An 18,571-nucleotide genomic window follows, 5' to 3' on the forward strand; every position below is an offset into this window, starting at 1 on the left:
AAATACTCCAGATTATTCAATTATAAAAAATGTTTTATTTTTCCTGAAAAAATAACAAATAAAATATATATCCCCTTAAAGTAAACGAATATAATTACCTCACCTGTTCAACACTAAGTTCCCTGGCCGCTTCTTTGTTATCGGATGGAAAACCAAATAGATAGGTAGCAATAAAAGAAAAACAGAATGAGGCTACGGATCCAATTACAACACTCCAGAAACCACTATCAAAACCATCGGGGGATATAAACATGGTAAAACCGAATACACCCAGGGCGCCAAAGGTATATGCCGTCCCGGAATATAATCCTATAATTGCTCCGCCAATCGCCCCGCCGATACAGCCAAAAATAAAGGGACGCTTCATCGGTAAAGTTAAACCATAAATTGCTGGCTCAGTAATACCAAAAAAACTTGAAATTAATGCGGGGCCAGCCAGAGATTTTGTTTTCTTGTCACGGGTACGTAGCAGTATTCCCAGTGTCGCCCCAGCCTGCCCCCATACTGCGGGTTGAACCACGGGTGAAATAGTGTCATGACCTTGCGTCATCAAATTATTAATCATGATCGGCACCAAACCCCAGTGAACGCCGAAAATCACGAAGATCTGCCAAAATACACCAATAAATATGCCTGCAATCATCGGGTTAAGCTGATAAATATAGGTATATCCGATACCTATTGCATCACTTAAGCCAGTAGCCAAAGGCCCTATCACCAAAAACGTCATTGGCAAAGTAATCATCAGGCACAAAAACGGGGTGATAAAGGATTTGATAAATGGGTGTATCCAACGGTTGAGATGTTTTTCGAGAAAACAGCAAAACCATGCGGAAAAAATGATCGGAATAACGGTTGAACTATAATTGATAAATGTGACAGGAATCCCTAAAAATGTGTAATTCGCCGGGTTATCCCCTTGGGTAGACTGAAACGACTCAATTATCAATGGATGCGTCAGTACCGCGCCTACGACTAATGTCACTAATGGATTACCGCCAAATTTCTTGCCAGCAGTATAACCCAGCAGGATTGGCATAAAATAAAAAAGGGCGTCGCTGGTAGCAAAAATTATACGGTAAGTCCCACTCTCAGTATCAAGCCAGTTAAATACCGTCGCGATAGCTATTACGCCTTTAATCAACCCGGCAGCCATCAATACGCTCAACAATGGTGCAAAAATACTTGAAATCAGATCGATAGCAGCATTGAATAAGGCTTTAACGCCTGTTTTTTTATCTTCTGGCGCATTATTTTCTATATTTTCTTCCGTGATAGATTGGTCATTTCCCTGACTGAGAGGCCCGTTGTTAATCGCGTCGAAAACATCTCCCACATGGCTTCCCACCACCACCTGAAATTGACCACCACTTTCAACGACAGCAATAATTCCTGGCAACGATCTGAGTTTATCTATTTCCGCAAGGTGATTATCACGCAAGTTGAATCTGAGACGAGTTGCGCAATGAACCAATTTGAGGACATTGCCTTTCCCTCCCACATAAGCAACGATTTCATTAGCCAGATTCAAATACCTCATTTATAGCCTCTTAAGTGAGCATCGAAATAAAAATTTAAGCCCCAAAAAAAAAAGACCTAACTCTGGGATCTCACATCGCCTTTTAAAGCGGGAGAAGAGTTAGGTCTAGCCCAACGTACTTTGTTCAGCACGATGGTAGCAATCCTGTAATTGACATTTAATATAACTATCTTTTTATAAGCACAACACTTTCTATTATTTCAGTGAGTAAAATGCGACGATCATCACAAATTGTTGGCGCGAAATCATTAATGACTTTGATCTTTGCCGCGCATTCTCACTTGCTCGATGTGAATGCTCAAAAACATCTTTTCCTGATTAGTCAAGGTATGCTGATGGTGCAACTCAATGTATTTATTTATTTTTTCGGTACACTGGAAGGAATCGGCATATTTTTCCTTTACAAAGAAAGACATCGACTCGTCATCATCCTCAATATAACTGTGTTCTAACATACGCTGGGTAAAAAACTTAAGATGGGTAATAAACCTATGATAGCTAAGTGAGTTTTCGTTATATTCCAGATCAAAATGATACTTGACCATACTTAAAATATCCTGGATCGTGCGTGTCATTTGCAAAGTATCATGCATATTTTCATTCAGTTGCGCATTGACGATATGCAGGGCAATGAATCCGGCTTCATCTTCAGGAAGGCTGACGCCTAACTTATCTTTGATGATACTTAATGCTTCCTCACCTATTTGAAAATAATCACGATACAGTTTTTTAATTTCCCAAAGCAGTGCATTCTTAATTTCTATGCCCTCTGCGTGGCGCTGAATGGCAAAATTGAGGTGATCAGCAAGAGAGACATAAACACTATTATGAATTTTTCCCGGAAGACGTTCTTTTGCCAACATAATAATTTGTTCAGAAATATTTATGTATTCTAACGGAACCTCAGCCAACAACGCCACCAGGCGATCATCAAGTTCATACTGATTGAGAGAGAAAATTTTTTCAATCTGGCTCTCATTCAAATATTCTCCTGCTTTTTTGTTAAAGGTGATCCCCTTCCCCATTACCACCTTCTCATGATCTTTTTCATCCAACACGATGGCAACATTGTTATTTAGTATCTTTTCTATCTTCATAATAAACCCTGATAAACGAGGATACACTTTGAGAAAATCAGTTAAATCAAAATAAATATTTATTTAGCTATTTTCAAAATGTACAACTACCAGGTAAAAATTACTAGCAGGCAGTATATGGTTTTTTTCCTGTTCACCACACTCATTCAGTTATTCAGATCACACTCCTTCCGGCAAAAAACCATTAATTAAAGTAGGAGTGGCAAAATTTTTATGTGATTAAGATTACAGTTTTGAAATCTGCTAAATATTGACGAATATACCCGTCATACTTCAAGCTGCATGTGCGTTGGCTGTGTTACTCGGCCCATCCGTGGGCCTCGCCCCTTCGCGGCCGCTGCCAGCAGCGTTTAAATTTGCTCCTGGCAGATTTGTCAGTCACCCGAATACTTACCTGAGTAAGCTCATCGGGATTAATGAGATAACCGCTCCCGTAACAATCTGCCCGGTGGTCTGCTGTTCGTTAAAATCGCCCTGAAGCGTTAACAAGCACATCTGATCGTGGTACGCCGACATCAAGCTATCTTCGTCTTTTAGTCGGAGGGGCAGTCGAAGGGTCGTCCGGCCAGAAATGTTTGGGATAGCGTCCTTTCATCTCTTTTTGTACCTCGCGGTAAGCCCCTTGCCAGAAAGCGGCCAGATCACGCGTAATCTGCAAGGGCCGCTGTGCTGGCGATAACAGCTCCAGCACCAGCGCGATACGCCCTTCCGCCAGCAGTGGATTTCGGCGCTCGCCGAACATTTCCTGCATTCGCACCGCCAGCACCGGCGGCTTATCTTCATAGTAAGCAATCGGCAAACGGCTGCCGCCCGGTACAGTGTAATGGCTGGGCAAAGCACTATCCAGCCGCTGACGTAAAGGCCAATCCAGCAAACGCATTAACGCCGCGCTGAGGTCAATCTGACGTAATGCCCGTAAGTCCCTCACACCGGACAAAGACGGCTGTAGCCACTGTTCCAGCGTCGCCAGCAGGGTTTCATCATCCATCAGCGGCCAGTTTACCTCAGGCAGCCACTGACGGGCGCACTGTAGCCGTGCGCGCAATTGCAACGCCGCTGAATCCCAATTCAGCCCGGACAACCCCTGTTCCCGCAGCCAGGCTAACATGGCCTGTTGTAACTCCTTATCAGAGGGTTTGCTTAACGGGCGGTGTCGCAACGTCAGGCACCCTATCTGGCAGCGTTTGCTGGCGCGCAGAGTACCTTTCTCTTCGTCCCAATGCACCACGTTATGCTCACTGACCAGCCCAGGTAACTGTTGTTCCAAACGTTCGATATCCAGCGGTAACGCCAGCAGGATACGCGCATCCGCATTATGGCTGTTCTGCAATAAAGCGGGAACTACCAGCCAGTCGGTGGCGGAGAGCGCCTCGTCCGCCGACATCATCGCTCCGGTTCCATTTGCCAGTTGATAGCGCCCGTCATGACTGCGCCGCCGGGCGATACGGTCGGGAAACCCCTGCGCCAACAGCCAGGCGGCCCATCCTTCATCAATGCGGCCTGATGCCGCAGACAAACGACGAGTAAGCTGCTGTGAGCGCCGTAACCAATGCGGCAATGGGCGGTGCAGCCAGTCAAGCAGGTTCATCGATCCGCTGCGCGGCGGCTCTTCCAGTATCGCAGCCAGACAACCCGCCGTTGCCAGCGCATCATTACTTTGCTGTACCGCCGCAGTCAGCATAGCCGCCAGCCGGGGATCGCACCCCAGCGAGGCAATTTTCCGCCCTGCAGACGTCAGTTTGTCATGCTGGTCGGTAATCTTTAGCTGGCGCAAAAGTTGACGCGCCGCCTGCAAAGCAGGCAGCGGCGGCGCATCCAGCCAGATTAATTGGCCTGCATCGGCGCATCCCCACTGCAACAGATCCAGCCAAAAGCTACTGAGATCGCTATTAAGTATCTCGGCCTCACTTTGCGCAGCGGCACGTTCAGCCTGTTCGCGGGAACACAAATGCCAGCAGATACCGGCACTTAACCTGCCGGCACGCCCGGCACGCTGTACCATTGATGCCTGGCTGATACGCTGGGTGACCAGCCTGGTTAAACCACTTTTGACGTCAACACGCGCTATCCGTTCCAGTCCGCAATCCACCACCAGCCGGATCCCTTCAATGGTCAGGCTGGTTTCCGCAATGTTGGTCGACAAGACCACCTTACGCCGCCCGTTTTCCGACGGCAGAATCGCTTTCTGCTGCTCCGCCAGCGTCAGTGCGCCATATAAAGGACACAAATCCACGTCATCCGTCACGCTGCCCGCCAGCAATGTCTGTACCCGTTTGATTTCAGCCACACCCGGTAGAAACAGCAACAGCGATCCGGTTTGTTCGGTCAATAATCGCCTGACCTGGCGGGCAACGCCCTCCTCCAGCCGTTCCTGATTATTCAATGGATAATAATAACGCGCCACCGGATAACTGCGCCCTTCGGATACCACGACGACCGCCTCAGGAAGCAGGGCCGAAAGCCGCGTATTGTCCAACGTGGCGGACATAATCAGCAGTTTCAAATCGTCACGCAGCCCCTGCTGAATATCCAACAGTAGCGCCAGAGCCAGATCAGCCTGTAAACTGCGTTCGTGAAACTCATCCAGAATTACCAGCGCCACGCCATTCAGTTCGGCGTCTTGTTGCAGTAGTCGTGTCAAGATACCTTCGGTGACGACTTCCAAACGGGTTGAGGCGCTGACACGGTTTTCAGCGCGCATACGATAGCCCACCGTCTGCCCCGGCTCTTCACCCAATTGCTGCGCCAGACGCCAGGCAACGCTTTTCGCCGCCAGCCGTCGTGGCTCCAGCATGATAATCCGACCGTCCAGTTTGCCCTGACGGAGCAGTTGCAACGGTAACCAGGTTGATTTCCCCGCGCCGGTCGGCGCATTCAATAAAACCTGGGGCGACATGTGCAGCGCGGTTATCACATCATTCAGTACGGCACTGACAGGCGGTAAAGTCACAGAGATCTCCGTTAAGGGTTAACTTTCAGCGGCAGGCATTGTAGCATCGGCTGCCCACCATCAGACATTAGCAGGCTGGCTGCTGACGAAACAAAAATAGGATAACGATGCAATACACGCCCCGCTTACAGCCAGCCCGGTTGATTAAACGTTACAAACGTTTTCTTGCCGATGTGGTGACCCCGGAAGGAAGAGAACTCACGCTTCATTGCGCCAATACGGGGGCAATGACCGGATGTGCGACACCCGGCGATACCGTTTGGTACTCCACCTCTGACAACCCAAAACGGAAATATCCGCACAGTTGGGAACTGACTGAGACGCGGAAAAATGACTGGATTTGCGTTAATACGCTGCGTGCCAACACTTTATTGCATGAAGCCCTGTTAGAAAATCAGGTGGAAACGTTAGCGGGTTATACCGCCATAAAAACCGAAGTGAAATACGGCACGGAAAACAGCCGTATTGACCTGCTGCTACAGGCGCCAGACAAGATTAACTGCTATATTGAGGTGAAATCTGTCACATTATCGCAACATGGATATGGTTACTTTCCTGATGCCGTTACGCTCAGGGGACAGAAGCACCTACGCGAACTGCAACAGGTGGCGGCCAATGGTGAGCGGGCCGTGCTGTTTTTCGCCGTCCTTCATTCGGGGATCAAACAGGTTTCACCCGCACGGCATATTGACGCACGCTATGCTGAATTATTAATTGCAGCGCAACGACAGGGGGTTGAAATTTTATGTTATGGCTCAATATTATCGCCTAATGGCATCAAGCTTGCGCATCCGTTGCCGTTATTGATAACGCAATAAGTGATAAATAAAGTGGTCATGGCATAACACGCTAACACGTTGTTTATCAACTAGTGATGATACGTTGTTCCTCACACTTTATCAGGCCGGTGTCAGGAACCATTGCCAACCTAATCTTCATCTGTTATTTATAGCGGCCTGTTTTTTCCCCTTTAGGGGTCGATATACCCAAAGTCATTGGCGTTGCCGTCTGGCTGTAACGTCAAATAAACAAGGGTATGGTGCGTGCCGTGTTATGTAGGAGAAGCAACATGCAAGAAGGGCAAAACCGCAAGACATCTTCTCTGAGCATTCTCGCAATTGCCGGAGTAGAGCCATATCAGGAGAAGCCGGGCGAAGAGTATATGAACAGCGTTCAGCTATCTCATTTCAAGCGTATTCTTGAAGCATGGCGCAACCAACTCAGGGATGAAGTGGATCGTACTGTATCGCATATGCGAGATGAAGCAGCCAATTTTCCCGATCCGGTGGATCGTGCGGCTCAGGAAGAAGAGTTCAGCCTTGAACTGCGCAATCGCGATCGTGAACGTAAGCTGATCAAGAAAATCGCTAAAACGTTGCAAAAAATCGAAGATGAAGACTTTGGTTATTGCGAATCCTGCGGCGTAGAGATTGGCATCCGTCGTTTAGAAGCCCGTCCAACGGCTGATTTGTGTATTGACTGCAAAACACTGGCAGAAATACGCGAAAAGCAAATGGCAGGATAATCATTGATCCTAAAAGCCTAACCCTGCGGGTATAATACTCATGCACAGGGATAGGCTATTCAGGTGATAATCCCTGTTCAACCTATAGATACAGAACCTTCGCCACCGCCTTTGCGATACTCAGTGCTGATGTGCGTCGTTGTTTTTACTGTTATGCGTCAAAAAGATCGTTACATCGGGCGCTTTGCCCCTTCCCCGTCCGGTGATCTGCACTTTGGTTCACTGATTGCCGCTCTCGGCAGTTATCTTCAGGCTCGTGCTCAATATGGGCGTTGGCTGGTTCGGATTGAGGATCTCGACCCTCCCCGTGAAATCCCCGGCGCCGCCGCTCGTATCCTCTCCCAGTTGGAACACCATGGTCTTTATTGGGATGGCGAAGTGGTCTATCAGTCACAACGCCATGCGCTTTATCACGAGGCACTTCACTGGCTTGCGCAACAGGGGTTAAGCTACTACTGCACTTGTACCCGGCGCCGTATCCGGCAATTAGGCGGGCACTATGATGGACATTGCCGGGATCGGGGCTTTAGTGCGGAAAATGCCGCATTACGCATACGGCAAACCGCACCAGTGTCTCACTTTTACGATGGGCTACGCGGTGAAATTTATACGAACCCCATTGTAGCGGCTGAAGACTTTATTATTCATCGTCGTGACGGGCTTTTTGCCTACAATCTGGCCGTTGTCGTCGACGATCACATGCAGGACGTCACGGAAATTGTCCGTGGGGCCGATCTGATAGAACCCACGGTGCGGCAGCTCTCGCTATACCGCCAACTGGGGTATAAAGAGCCAGCTTATATCCATCTGCCGCTGGCGCTGAATGCCGCCGGGCACAAACTCTCCAAACAGAATCACGCCCCTGCGCTGCCAGCCGGGGATCCACGTCCCATATTGATAGCCGCACTACAGTTTCTGCATCAGCCATTACCTGAAAGCTGGCAAGACCTGGCACTCCCGGCATTACTTGAGTGGTCTGTCACGCATTGGTCGCTTTCCCATATCCCTCTGCAAGCAACAAAAATCGGCCTGCGATCACATCAGCATTCTCAAACAAGGTCTGGTGAGCTATGATTAGCCGCTATTTTTTTGTGGCGCGCCATTCCTGGCCGCCGCCGATACGGCGTCAAAAACTCCTGCGGAGAGTTTTTTTGCTGTGTCTATAATTGAATTATTCATCACTATCGAGGTGTATTATCTTTACCCGAGTCGCTAATTTTTGCCGTAAAGTACTGAATCGTGAGAACGAAACGGTCAAAGCTGAGGAACCACGCCAACATCTGAGCGTGATCCCACGTGACCAGCATAATATTTCGCGCAGTGATATCAGTGATAACGCACTGAAAGTACTTTATCGCCTGAACAAAGCGGGCTACGAGGCTTATCTGGTCGGCGGCGGTGTGCGTGACCTGCTGCTGGGCAAAAAACCCAAAGATTTTGATATCACCACCAACGCCACGCCAGAGCAGGTTCGCAAGCTATTCCGTAATTGCCGTTTGATTGGCCGCCGTTTCCGTCTGGCTCATGTCATGTTCGGGCCGGAAGTGATCGAAGTCGCTACATTCCGTGGTCATCACGAGCAGCACCGGGAACAGCAGGAAATCAAAAATTCAGCCCAGCAGGCCCAGAGCGGTATGCTACTGCGCGACAATATTTTTGGCTCTGTCGAGGAAGACGCCCAACGCCGAGATTTCTCCATTAACAGCCTGTATTACAGCATTTCCGATTTTACCGTACGTGACTATACCGACGGCTTAAACGATCTGCGTCAGGGCGTTATTCGCATGATCGGCGACCCGGAAACCCGCTATCGTGAAGATCCGGTGCGGATGTTGCGCGCCGTCCGCTTCGCTGCCAAGCTGAATATGACCATCAGCCCTGAAACAGCCGAACCGATTCCCCGCCTTGCCTCTCTGCTGCACGATATCCCGGCGGCCCGTATGTTTGAGGAGTCGCTGAAGCTGTTACAGACGGGTTACGGTTATCCGACTTACAAAATGCTGTGTGAATATCAGTTATTCCAGCCGCTTTTCCCGTTAATCAGCAGTAACTTTACCGAAACAGGTGACAGTACGCTGGAACGAATGGTCGCTCAGGTTCTGAAAAATACCGATCAACGGCTGCAAAATAATATGCGGGTTAACCCGGCATTTCTGTTCTCAGCCATGTTGTGGTATCCGCTGATTGAGCATGCGCAAAAGCTGGCGCAGGAAGGTGGTCTGGCCTATTTCGATGCCTTTGCGCTGGCGATGAATGATATTCTGGATGAACAATGCCGCTCACTTGCAATCCCCAAACGCATTACTTCGTTAGTCCGCGACATCTGGCAATTGCAGTTGCGCCTGTCTCGCCGTCAGGGCAAACGTGCCTATAAACTGATGGAACATCCTAAATTCCGGGCGGCCTATGACCTGCTTTGCCTGCGTGGTGAAATAGAAAACCATCAGGAATTACTGCGTCTGGCACAATGGTGGGGAGAGTTCCAGGTTGCAATTCCGCCGCGTCAGCAGGCCATGTTAAGCACGCTGGATGACGGCCCGACGCCACACCGCCGTTCCCGTCCCCGCCGCCCGCGCAAACCAACCACCGAGCACCGGGAAAAAACCTGATGACATGTGTTTATCTGGCCCTGGGCAGCAATCTGGCACAGCCTTTACAGCAGATTAATGCTGCCCTGACCGCGCTGGATAATATGCCGCAAACCCGGTTGGTCTGCTGTTCCTCTTTTTATCGTAGTCGACCATTGGGCCCACAGGATCAACCCGATTATCTAAACGCCGTTGCAGAACTGGAAACCGACCTGAGTGCCGATCGCCTGCTGGATCATACCCAGGCCATTGAGTTGGAACAGGGCCGGGTGCGCAAAGCGCATCGCTGGGGGCCACGCACGCTGGATCTGGACATTTTGCTGTTCGGTAACCAGATCATCCACACGCAACGGCTGACCGTGCCCCATTACGACATGAAAAACCGCGAATTTATGCTGTATCCGCTGGCTGAGATCGCCCCGGAACTGATTTTTCCTGATGGCGAATCACTCGCCCACCTTTTGACAAACGTTGATCGTAACGGGTTAACCTGTTGGGATGATACATCCTGCGTCTGATCACGTGATTTGTTTAAGTGATCGCTTGATAGCTATCACTGCCCGCGAGCTTCCATTAGAATGATCCCCTTTATTCTTCGCCCTATTGACATAGGAAGACTGTCATGAAACCGACAACCCTCTCCCATTTGCGCCAATGGAAACAAGAGCAGCGTAAGTTTGCTTCGATTACGGCTTACGACGCCAGCTTCTCCCGTTTATTCTTTGAACAGGGTATCCGGGTAATGCTGATTGGCGACTCGCTGGGTATGACATTACAAGGACATGACTCCACTCTGCCTGTGACCATCAACGACATGGTTTACCATACACACTGCGTCCGCCGTGGCGTACCTCTTGCCTTGCTCCTCTCCGACATGCCGTTTATGAGCTACTCGACGCCGGAACAAGCGTTCAGCCAGGCGGCGGAGCTGATGCGTGCAGGCGCCAATATGGTGAAGCTGGAGGGAGGCCGCTGGTTAGCCCCAACCATACAAATGCTGACCGAACGAGCGGTTCCCGTTTGCGGGCATTTGGGTTTGACGCCGCAGTCCGTCAACATTTTCGGTGGTTATAAAGTTCAGGGCCGGGATGAGACAGCCGCCGATCAACTCTTTAACGATGCGCTGGCCATAGAACAGGCCGGAGCGCAGTTGCTGGTGCTGGAATGTATGCCGGTCGCGCTGGCCAAACGCATTACGGAAGCCCTCTCCATTCCGGTTATCGGCATCGGCGCGGGCAACGTAACCGATGGGCAAATTCTGGTCATGCATGATGCATTTGGCATCACGGGCGAAAAAACGCCTAAATTCGCCAAGAACTTTTTAGCGCAAAGCGGCGACATTCGCACAGCGGCGCGTCTTTACGTGCAGGAAGTTGAACAAGGTATTTATCCGGCTGAAGAACATTCTTTTCATTAAAATTAGTTGATTTCAAGGAGTACGGGTGTGTTGATTATTGAAACCCCTCTGCTGCTACGCCGTGAAATCCGTCGCTGGCGCCAGGAGGGGAAACGTATCGCTCTGGTGCCCACTATGGGTAATTTGCACGACGGGCACATGAGGCTGGTTGATGAAGCCAGAGAGCGGGCTGACATCGTGGTGGTCAGTATTTTTGTCAATCCGATGCAGTTTGAACGGCAGGATGACTTAGACCATTATCCACGAACGTTGCAGGAAGACTGTGAGAAGCTGAACCAGCGTGGTGTCGATCTGGTTTTTGCGCCAAGCCCGAATGAGATATATCCGAACGGACTGGAAGAGCAAACTTTTGTCGAAGTTCCCGGTCTTTCTTATATGTTGGAAGGCGCCAGCCGTCCTGGTCATTTTCGGGGCGTTGCCACCATTGTCAGCAAATTGTTTAACATGGTACAGCCCGATCTGGCCTGCTTTGGCGAAAAAGATTATCAGCAGTTGCTGCTGATTCGTCAGTTGGTCAGCGATATGGGTTATGACATCAGTATTGTCGGCGTACCGATTGTACGCGCTAAAGATGGGCTGGCTCTCAGTTCACGCAACGGTTACCTCAGCGCCGAACAGCGCCAGATCGCGCCACAATTACATCAGATCATGGCAACCGTTGTGGCGCAACTGGCTGCTGGCAATCGCCAGATAGATACGTTACTTGCACAGGCAGATGAGACGTTGCAACAGGCCGGGTTCACGCCTGACGAGCTGTTCATTCGTGATGCCGACACCTTGCAGCCACTGACGGCGGCCAGCGCCCGCGCAGTGGTTTTAATGGCGGCCTGGTTGGGTAAAGCGCGATTAATTGATAACCAGCAAGTCGATTTGACCGTATGAGGGGACAAACAATGATACGTACCATGTTGCAGGGCAAACTGCACCGGGTAAAAGTAACCCAGGCTGATTTGCACTACGAAGGATCTTGCGCCATCGATCAGGATTTCATGGATGCGGCAGGCATACTGGAATACGAGGCCATCGACATCTACAACGTGGATAACGGCCAACGGTTCTCAACCTATGCAATTGCCGGAGAACGCGGATCGCGGATTATTTCGGTAAACGGCGCCGCGGCACGCTGTGCCTGCGTGGGCGACAAGCTGATCATCTGCTCTTATGTACAGATGTCTGACGAGCAGGCAAGAGAGCATCACCCTAAGGTCGCTTATTTCTCCGGCGACAACCAACTACAGCGCCAGGCCAAAGCCATTCCGGTGCAGGTAGCCTGACTAACGGGCGGTGGCGACACCGCCTGCGTTTGATGACAAAACCATAGCAATGAGATCCAGATACCCGGGCTTATCGCACCGAGGGGCGCTCCGGCGGCTTACGCCGCTACGGCCCCATCGGCACGCTGTCCCTAATATCGGACTTTGTCAACGGTCTGAGGCGGTGGCGACACCGCCTTTTCTTTTCATCCGCAAATCAGCTACGCAGCCCGCGTCCGTTCTCAATCAGCCACCAGACAAAAATGTAAAACACCACGATAAAGGCGACTAATACGGTCATAGTAAATACCAGCGGCACATCCAGGATGCCGAGAAAACCGTAGCGGAAACCGCTGATCATATACACCACCGGATTCAGTTTCGATACCGCCTGCCAGAACGGCGGCAGCAGAGTTAGCGAATAAAATACCCCGCCCAGATAAGTTAAAGGGGTGAGCACAAAGGTCGGGATCAGGCTGATGTCATCAAAGGTTTTGGCAAATACCGCATTCAGCAGTCCAGCCAGCGAGAACAACACCGCCGTCAGCACCAGCGTTAAAATAATCACCCACCAGGCGTGCACATGCAGCGGTACGAAAAACAGCGATACCGCCGTTACCAGCACGCCGACGCAAATACCACGCGCCACGCCGCCGCCGACATAACCGGCAATCACCACATGAGTAGGAACCGGCGCTACCAGCAGTTCTTCGATGTTACGCTGAAATTTTGCGCTGAAGAAGGACGAGGCCACATTCGCATAGGCGTTGGTGATCACCGCCATCATGATCAGGCCGGGAACGATAAACTGCATGTAATCAAATCCATGCATCTCCCCGATACGTGAACCAATCAGATTACCGAAAATAATAAAATACAGCGTCATGGTGATAACCGGCGGTACCAGCGTCTGTATCCAGATACGGCCAAAGCGGTTCACCTCTCTGACCCAGATACTCTGCAACGCCACCCAATACAAACGCATCATGCTTTTTCTCCATAACCATTAACCAGGGTGACAAACAGCTCTTCCAACCGGTTAGCTTTATTTCGCATACTCAATACCTGAATACCCTGTGCGCTTAACTGGCTGAACAGCCCGTTAAGCCCTTGTTCGCGCATGACCTCCACTTCCAGCGTCGAGGTATCCACCAGACGATACTGATACCCGTCAAGTTTCGGCAACGGACTCCTGGCGGCCAGATCAAACATAAAAGTTTCGGATTTAAGTTTGGAAAGCAGGTGTTTCATGGAGGTATTTTCCACCAACTCACCATTCTGAATAATGCCGATATTGCGGCACAGCATTTCAGCCTCTTCCAGATAGTGGGTAGTCAGAATAATCGTCGTTCCCTGCGCGTTGAGTTCTTTCAGAAATCCCCACATGGAGCGACGCAATTCGATATCCACCCCGGCGGTGGGTTCATCAAGGATCAGGAGTTTAGGCTCATGCATCAATGCGCGGGCAATCATCAGACGACGCTTCATCCCCCCGGATAACATACGGGCGCGTTCGTGCCGTTTTCCCCATAAATCCAACTGTTTCAGATACTTTTCCGCTCTCGGCAGGGCATCCTGGCGTTTAACGCCGTAATAACCCGCCTGATTGACCACAATCTGCAACACGGTTTCAAACGGGTTAAAGTTGAACTCTTGCGGGACCAGCCCCAATTGACGCTTCGCGTTAACCACATCCCGCTCAAGGTCGTAACCAAATACCTGAACTTTGCCGGCGGTTTTATTGACGAGGGAGCTGATGATGCCAATTGTAGTGGATTTCCCGGCGCCATTCGGCCCTAATAACGCGTAGAAATCGCCTGCTTCAACCCGCAGATCGATGCCGCGCAACGCCTGGACGCCCCCTGAGTAGGTCTTGGTTAACTGCGCCAGTTCCAGTGCATATGTCATAAGAAATGGATTGCCTTATTATCAGTAAATTCTACAGTTCGATTGGTAAACTATCGTTTTTCAAACGACGATTGTTGCCTTATATTACCTCTCACCGCCCCTTGTTTGTTACAGGTCATTTACTTTCATGAAAGATATTGAAACGCTCATCGCCAATAACCAACGCTGGTCAACAACGATGGTGGAAGAGGATCCTGGTTATTTTGAACGATTGGCGCAGGCACAACGACCTCGTTTTTTATGGATTGGCTGCTCAGACAGCCGCGTACCGGCGGAAAGCCTGACCAGCCTGGAACCAGGTGAACTGTTCGTCCATCGTAACGTCGCCAACCTGGTGATTCATACCGACCTGAATTGCCTTTCCGTGGTGCAATACGCCGTCGAGGTGCTGGAAGTCGAGCACATCATTATTTGCGGCCATTACGGCTGTGGCGGTGTCCAGGCGGCGGTGGAAAACCCCGAGCTGGGCTTAATCAATAACTGGCTGCTGCACATCCGCGACCTGTGGTACAAGCATAGTTCGCTGCTGGGGGAACTGCCTCCCGAACAGCGGTTGAATACCCTGTGTGAAATCAACGTGGTTGAACAGGTTTATAACCTCGGCCACTCTACCGTTATGCAGTCGGCCTGGAAACGCGGCCAGAAGGTGACCATCCACGGATGGGTTTATGGTATCCAGGATGGACGACTGCGCAATCTGGAAGTAACGGCAACCAGCAGGGAAACGCTTGAACAGCGCTATCGCCGGGCCATGTCCTCGCTCTCGTGATCGCCAATGACGCCTGGCCACGCCGGTGCGGGCGTCATTCATCCGGTTTATTGCTGAGGAATCACCTTACCGACATAGGGTAAATGCCGGTAATGCTGCGCGTAGTCGATGCCATAGCCGACGACAAATTCATCAGGGATAGCGAACCCAACCCACTCGACTTGCACGTCCACTTCCCGGCGTTCCGGTTTGTCCAGCAGGGTGCAAATTGCCAGTGATTTCGGTGAACGCAGTTGCAGGATCTCCCGCACTTTACTCAGCGTATTACCTGAATCGATAATATCCTCGACAATCAACACATCTTTGCCCCGGATATCCTCATCCAGATCTTTTAGGATCTTCACGTCGCGGGTGGTGCTCATACCGCTGCCATAGCTGGAGGCCGTCATGAAATCGACTTCGTGCGAAACATCAATCGCCCGGCACAAATCGGCCATAAAAATAAACGACCCGCGCAATAAACCGACCAATACCATATCGCTGCCGCTGTCACGGTAGTGTTCGCTGATTTGACGGCCCAATTCGGTAACGCGCGCCCTGACTTCCTGTTCAGAAATCATGACTTCCACGGTATGTTTCATCATACTCATAACTCTTTGAATAAAGGTATTCAGCAGCATCAATAACGCTCAGGCTCCGGCTATTGACGCTGTGCCAATGCAGACGGATCGCGCCTAAGGGCGCGAAGTATATCAGAAAGCACAGGCAAGCCCCATCCCCTACCGACAGGCGCCACCAACGAACGGATACGTCCCAGGCCGTTTATCAATCCTCTCCGGCCTCGCTGGGGAAAAACAGAGGTTGAGAGGCTTTTATGCTTAACCGTACCGGCTGCCCCGGTTCAAACCAGGTGCTGCTTTGTACCTGTATAACCTGTTCATCCAGACTGATGCGATAATGGTTCGATGTGCCCATGAATAACCGATCCTCAACCCGCGCCGTACCGTCAGGATCCAGCGACAGCGCAATATCATGTGGACGAACCAGCCAGTCGCAATGGGAGCCGATAGGCAGCCCATGTGGGTGCGTCGAATGGTGATCGCCAAAGAAACTCTGCCACTGATGATCGCTCAGGATTTTAACCGGCAAATAATTGCTGCTACCCAGGTAATCCGCAACAAAGCGGCTGCCAGGACGATGGTAAAGTGTTGCCGGGAAGCCTTCCTGGATAATGGCTCCCTTATCCATTACCGCCAATCGATCGGCAAAGGCGAACGCTTCCTCCTTGCTGTGAGTGACAAAGACGGTGGCAACCTGCCGTTGTTTCAGGATGATGCGAAGCTCGTTAATCAGATTATCACGCTCTTGATTATCAATATTGGAGAAAGGTTCATCCAGCAGCAGTACGCTCGGATTGCAGACCAGAGCACGAGCTATAGCCACCCGCTGCTGCTGCCCCCCGGAAAGCTCATGTGGATAACGGGCTTCCAGTCCGGCCAGATGCACCAGCGCGACCATTTCCCCGACGCTGCGGGCTATTGCCTCCTTAGGCTGACCATACAGCCCAAAGGCAATATTTTCAGCCACCGTCAAATGCGGAAATAACGCGTAATCCTGAAAAATCAACCCGACCTGACGAAACTCCGGCGCGACAGCCTGCTCACTGTCACTCATCATTTGGCCGGAAATCACAATCGAACCGTCATCCAGAGGAAGCAACCCCGCAATCGCTTTGAGCAATGTGGTCTTGCCACAGCCGCTGGCCCCAAGCAGGCAAACAATTTCCTGCTGTCGGACAGCTAGAGAAAGATTATTCAGAACGTTGCCTTCCTTTTCCTTACGCGGGTGATAACGGCAGGTTATGTGCACAATGGTTAGTACGTCGGTTACATCTATCATCGTTTATTTTCCAGCACCGCATTCAGCCAGATAACGGGGAGCAGACCGACCAGCACCAGCATCATGGCCGGCAACGCCGCCTGCTCCAACTGCTCATCGGACGTAAAGGTAAAGACATATGTTGCCAGCGTTTCAAAATTAAACGGCCTGAGCAACAAAGAAGCATTCAGCTCTTTCATACTCTCGATAAAAACCAGCAGCGTACCGATCACTATTCCTCGCCGCAACAAAGGCAGATGTACGCGCTTCAATAGCTGTGAGGGAGAGCTTCCCAATGTTCGGCCGACCCCATCCAGAGACGGCGGTATCCTCGACATACTGCTTTCTACTCTGCCTATCATCACAGCACTAAAACGCAAACAATAAGCGATCACTAACGCGAACAGCATTCCCGATAGCAATAATCCCGAAGAGGGCAGATTTACCCAGGAGACCAGCCGATTGATGCCGTGATTGAACGCCGCCAGAGGGATAAGCAGGCCGATGGCCAGGATAGTTCCGGGCACCACGTAACCCAGTCCGGCTAACCGTAACAGCACCGGGCTGGATTTATCCGCACCCAGGCGGGAAGAGAACACCAACACCAGCGCGACCAGCAACGTCACCCCCGCCGCCAGCGAAGATACCATCAGGCTGTTCAGGCTGGAGTGAAAAAACGCCATTGACCAGGAGTGGGCAACATAGCGCCAGCTCCAAATTATCAGCATCAGACAAGGTATCCCCATTGCCAGCACAATGAGCCCCCAGCAATACCCCTGCGCCAGCCACTTCATCAGACCGGAAAGTGGCGGTGAATCTTCCCGTTCCTGTCCCATACTTTTTTGATAAATACGCTGTCGGCGGCGGCTGTAATACGCCATCAGTACGATAAAAAAGATTAACAACAACATCAGTGCAGACATTCTGGCGGCAGCGCTCAGATCGCCATAGCCCAACCAGGCGTCATATATGGCAGTGGTCAACGTTGACTGAGCAAAGTAGGACACCGTACCGAAATCCCCCAGCGACTCCATAGCAACCAGTGCAGCCCCTACGGCAATGGCAGGCCGGGCAAGAGGGAAAGAGATCCGCCAGAACACCCGGTTGGGAGAGTGATGCAGTAGTCGGGCTGAATACCGCAGATTGGCTGACTGCTCCAGCAGCGCCCGGCGAACCAGCAGATAAATATAAGGATACAGCACCAGGGCCAAGACCAGACACGCCCCACCGAGGGAACGAATGGAAGGGAACCCGTAATCACCGGCATTTCCCCAACCAAACAGATGACGGAGCCAGCGTTGTAGCGGACCGGCATAATCCAGCAGATCAGTATAAATATAGGCAACCAGATACGGCGGCACTGCCAGCGGCAGGCACAGCATCCACCGTAATAGCCGCTGGCCGGGGAAGCGATACATCGTCATCAGCCAGGCAGCCGGTAGCCCGAACAGCAAGCTCAGAACGACCGTCCCGCCCATCAATCCAATTGAGTTAACAATGTATGTTGGTAATCCCGAACGCCAAAGGTGACCCAATCCTTCGCCGTTGGCAAATAGCGCCTGATAAAAGATCGTGGCTATCGGGCAGAGCAATCCCCCCATTAACAGCCAGCTTACAGCGCGCCAGCGCACTAAACCCCTGAACATAGGCGTTATCCATCCATAAACCAGTTGGCCCGGAAAAACGGTTTTTTAGAAAGCGAATAC

17 protein-coding genes are annotated in these 18,571 nt (G+C 50.9%); 9 read left to right on the forward strand and 8 right to left on the reverse strand.

Annotation, left to right across the window (positions count from 1 at the left end):
• Positions 1-94 precede the first annotated feature (94 nt).
• The 3 genes from BIY29_RS17130 to hrpB form a co-directional block, all read right to left on the reverse strand.
• Positions 95-1,540 carry a PTS transporter subunit EIIC gene (locus tag BIY29_RS17130; protein ID WP_121576270.1) on the reverse strand — a complete coding sequence of 482 codons (1,446 nt, stop codon included), beginning with the start codon at positions 1,538-1,540 and terminating at the stop codon, positions 95-97.
• 248 nt (positions 1,541-1,788) lie between these two features.
• A complete protein-coding gene (licT, locus tag BIY29_RS17135; RefSeq protein ID WP_121576271.1) occupies positions 1,789-2,637 on the reverse strand; it encodes a BglG family transcription antiterminator LicT in 849 nt (282 codons plus the stop codon).
• Positions 2,638-3,157: 520 nt separating this feature from the next.
• Positions 3,158-5,587: an ATP-dependent helicase HrpB gene (hrpB, locus tag BIY29_RS17140; protein WP_121576272.1), complete on the reverse strand. Its 2,430-nt coding sequence runs from the start codon at positions 5,585-5,587 to the stop codon at positions 3,158-3,160.
• A gap of 107 nt (positions 5,588-5,694) precedes the next feature.
• Between hrpB and sfsA the strand changes: the two genes are divergently transcribed.
• The 8 genes from sfsA (at position 5,695) to panD (ending at position 12,391) form a co-directional block, all read left to right on the forward strand.
• Positions 5,695-6,405, forward strand: a complete 711-nt coding sequence (gene sfsA / locus BIY29_RS17145) for a DNA/RNA nuclease SfsA (RefSeq protein ID WP_121576273.1) — start codon at positions 5,695-5,697, stop codon at positions 6,403-6,405.
• A 251-nt stretch (positions 6,406-6,656) separates the two neighbouring features.
• On the forward strand, positions 6,657-7,112 hold the full coding sequence (dksA, locus tag BIY29_RS17150; protein ID WP_121576274.1) for an RNA polymerase-binding protein DksA: 456 nt from the start codon (positions 6,657-6,659) through the stop codon (positions 7,110-7,112).
• 153 nt (positions 7,113-7,265) lie between these two features.
• Complete coding sequence (gene gluQRS / locus BIY29_RS17155) at positions 7,266-8,186, forward strand: tRNA glutamyl-Q(34) synthetase GluQRS (RefSeq protein ID WP_121576294.1); 921 nt, start codon at positions 7,266-7,268, stop codon at positions 8,184-8,186.
• Positions 8,187-8,308: 122 nt separating this feature from the next.
• Positions 8,309-9,721, forward strand: coding sequence for a polynucleotide adenylyltransferase PcnB (gene pcnB / locus BIY29_RS17160; RefSeq protein WP_205680366.1), 1,413 nt, complete (start codon positions 8,309-8,311; stop codon positions 9,719-9,721).
• Positions 9,721-10,218 (forward strand): 2-amino-4-hydroxy-6-hydroxymethyldihydropteridine diphosphokinase, encoded by a 498-nt coding sequence (gene folK / locus BIY29_RS17165; RefSeq protein WP_121576275.1) that lies wholly within the window; start codon positions 9,721-9,723, stop codon positions 10,216-10,218. The genes pcnB and folK overlap by 1 nt, the downstream gene beginning before the upstream one ends.
• A 104-nt stretch (positions 10,219-10,322) precedes the next feature.
• The gene (gene panB / locus BIY29_RS17170) at positions 10,323-11,117 is read left to right on the forward strand and encodes a 3-methyl-2-oxobutanoate hydroxymethyltransferase (RefSeq protein WP_121576276.1); all 795 of its coding nucleotides are present in this window, start codon (positions 10,323-10,325) and stop codon (positions 11,115-11,117) included.
• Between the two features lie 27 nt (positions 11,118-11,144).
• Positions 11,145-11,999 (forward strand): pantoate--beta-alanine ligase, encoded by an 855-nt coding sequence (panC, locus tag BIY29_RS17175; protein WP_121576277.1) that lies wholly within the window; start codon positions 11,145-11,147, stop codon positions 11,997-11,999.
• An 11-nt stretch (positions 12,000-12,010) separates the two neighbouring features.
• Positions 12,011-12,391 (forward strand): aspartate 1-decarboxylase, encoded by a 381-nt coding sequence (gene panD, locus BIY29_RS17180; protein WP_121576278.1) that lies wholly within the window; start codon positions 12,011-12,013, stop codon positions 12,389-12,391.
• 196 nt (positions 12,392-12,587) lie between these two features.
• On the opposite strand, the gene BIY29_RS17185 is transcribed toward panD, so the two are convergent.
• Both BIY29_RS17185 and BIY29_RS17190 read right to left on the reverse strand, forming a co-directional pair.
• On the reverse strand, positions 12,588-13,358 hold the full coding sequence (locus BIY29_RS17185; protein WP_121576279.1) for an ABC transporter permease: 771 nt from the start codon (positions 13,356-13,358) through the stop codon (positions 12,588-12,590).
• Positions 13,355-14,278 (reverse strand): ABC transporter ATP-binding protein, encoded by a 924-nt coding sequence (locus BIY29_RS17190; RefSeq protein WP_121576280.1) that lies wholly within the window; start codon positions 14,276-14,278, stop codon positions 13,355-13,357. Before BIY29_RS17190 ends, BIY29_RS17185 begins: the two co-directional genes overlap by 4 nt.
• Before the next feature lie 127 nt (positions 14,279-14,405).
• Here BIY29_RS17190 and can point away from each other — a divergent pair, with 127 nt between their 5' ends.
• A complete protein-coding gene (gene can / locus BIY29_RS17195) occupies positions 14,406-15,047 on the forward strand; it encodes a carbonate dehydratase (protein ID WP_121576281.1) in 642 nt (213 codons plus the stop codon).
• A gap of 47 nt (positions 15,048-15,094) precedes the next feature.
• On the opposite strand, the gene hpt is transcribed toward can, so the two are convergent.
• The 3 genes from hpt to BIY29_RS17210 form a co-directional block, all read right to left on the reverse strand.
• Positions 15,095-15,628 (reverse strand): hypoxanthine phosphoribosyltransferase, encoded by a 534-nt coding sequence (hpt, locus tag BIY29_RS17200; RefSeq protein WP_121576296.1) that lies wholly within the window; start codon positions 15,626-15,628, stop codon positions 15,095-15,097.
• 184 nt (positions 15,629-15,812) lie between these two features.
• Positions 15,813-16,886, reverse strand: coding sequence for an ABC transporter ATP-binding protein (locus tag BIY29_RS17205; RefSeq protein ID WP_121576282.1), 1,074 nt, complete (start codon positions 16,884-16,886; stop codon positions 15,813-15,815).
• Positions 16,883-18,511 carry an ABC transporter permease gene (locus BIY29_RS17210; RefSeq protein ID WP_121576283.1) on the reverse strand — a complete coding sequence of 543 codons (1,629 nt, stop codon included), beginning with the start codon at positions 18,509-18,511 and terminating at the stop codon, positions 16,883-16,885. The genes BIY29_RS17205 and BIY29_RS17210 overlap by 4 nt, the downstream gene beginning before the upstream one ends.
• Positions 18,512-18,571 lie beyond the last annotated feature (60 nt).

The organism is Brenneria alni, from assembly GCF_003666245.1.
In the GTDB taxonomy this organism is placed as follows: domain Bacteria; phylum Pseudomonadota; class Gammaproteobacteria; order Enterobacterales; family Enterobacteriaceae; genus Brenneria; species Brenneria alni.

Coding starts and splice junctions, on each gene's coding strand:
- BIY29_RS17205 (WP_121576282.1), bottom strand. CDS start 16,886: ATGATAGATGTAACCGACGTACTAACCATTGTGCACATAACCTGCCGT.
- sfsA (WP_121576273.1), top strand. CDS start 5,695: ATGCAATACACGCCCCGCTTACAGCCAGCCCGGTTGATTAAACGTTAC.
- licT (WP_121576271.1), bottom strand. CDS start 2,637: ATGAAGATAGAAAAGATACTAAATAACAATGTTGCCATCGTGTTGGAT.
- BIY29_RS17210 (WP_121576283.1), bottom strand. CDS start 18,511: ATGTTCAGGGGTTTAGTGCGCTGGCGCGCTGTAAGCTGGCTGTTAATG.
- BIY29_RS17190 (WP_121576280.1), bottom strand. CDS start 14,278: ATGACATATGCACTGGAACTGGCGCAGTTAACCAAGACCTACTCAGGG.
- dksA (WP_121576274.1), top strand. CDS start 6,657: ATGCAAGAAGGGCAAAACCGCAAGACATCTTCTCTGAGCATTCTCGCA.
- can (WP_121576281.1), top strand. CDS start 14,406: ATGAAAGATATTGAAACGCTCATCGCCAATAACCAACGCTGGTCAACA.
- BIY29_RS17130 (WP_121576270.1), bottom strand. CDS start 1,540: ATGAGGTATTTGAATCTGGCTAATGAAATCGTTGCTTATGTGGGAGGG.
- panB (WP_121576276.1), top strand. CDS start 10,323: ATGAAACCGACAACCCTCTCCCATTTGCGCCAATGGAAACAAGAGCAG.
- folK (WP_121576275.1), top strand. CDS start 9,721: ATGACATGTGTTTATCTGGCCCTGGGCAGCAATCTGGCACAGCCTTTA.
- BIY29_RS17185 (WP_121576279.1), bottom strand. CDS start 13,358: ATGATGCGTTTGTATTGGGTGGCGTTGCAGAGTATCTGGGTCAGAGAG.
- panD (WP_121576278.1), top strand. CDS start 12,011: ATGATACGTACCATGTTGCAGGGCAAACTGCACCGGGTAAAAGTAACC.
- gluQRS (WP_121576294.1), top strand. CDS start 7,266: ATGCGTCAAAAAGATCGTTACATCGGGCGCTTTGCCCCTTCCCCGTCC.
- hpt (WP_121576296.1), bottom strand. CDS start 15,628: ATGAAACATACCGTGGAAGTCATGATTTCTGAACAGGAAGTCAGGGCG.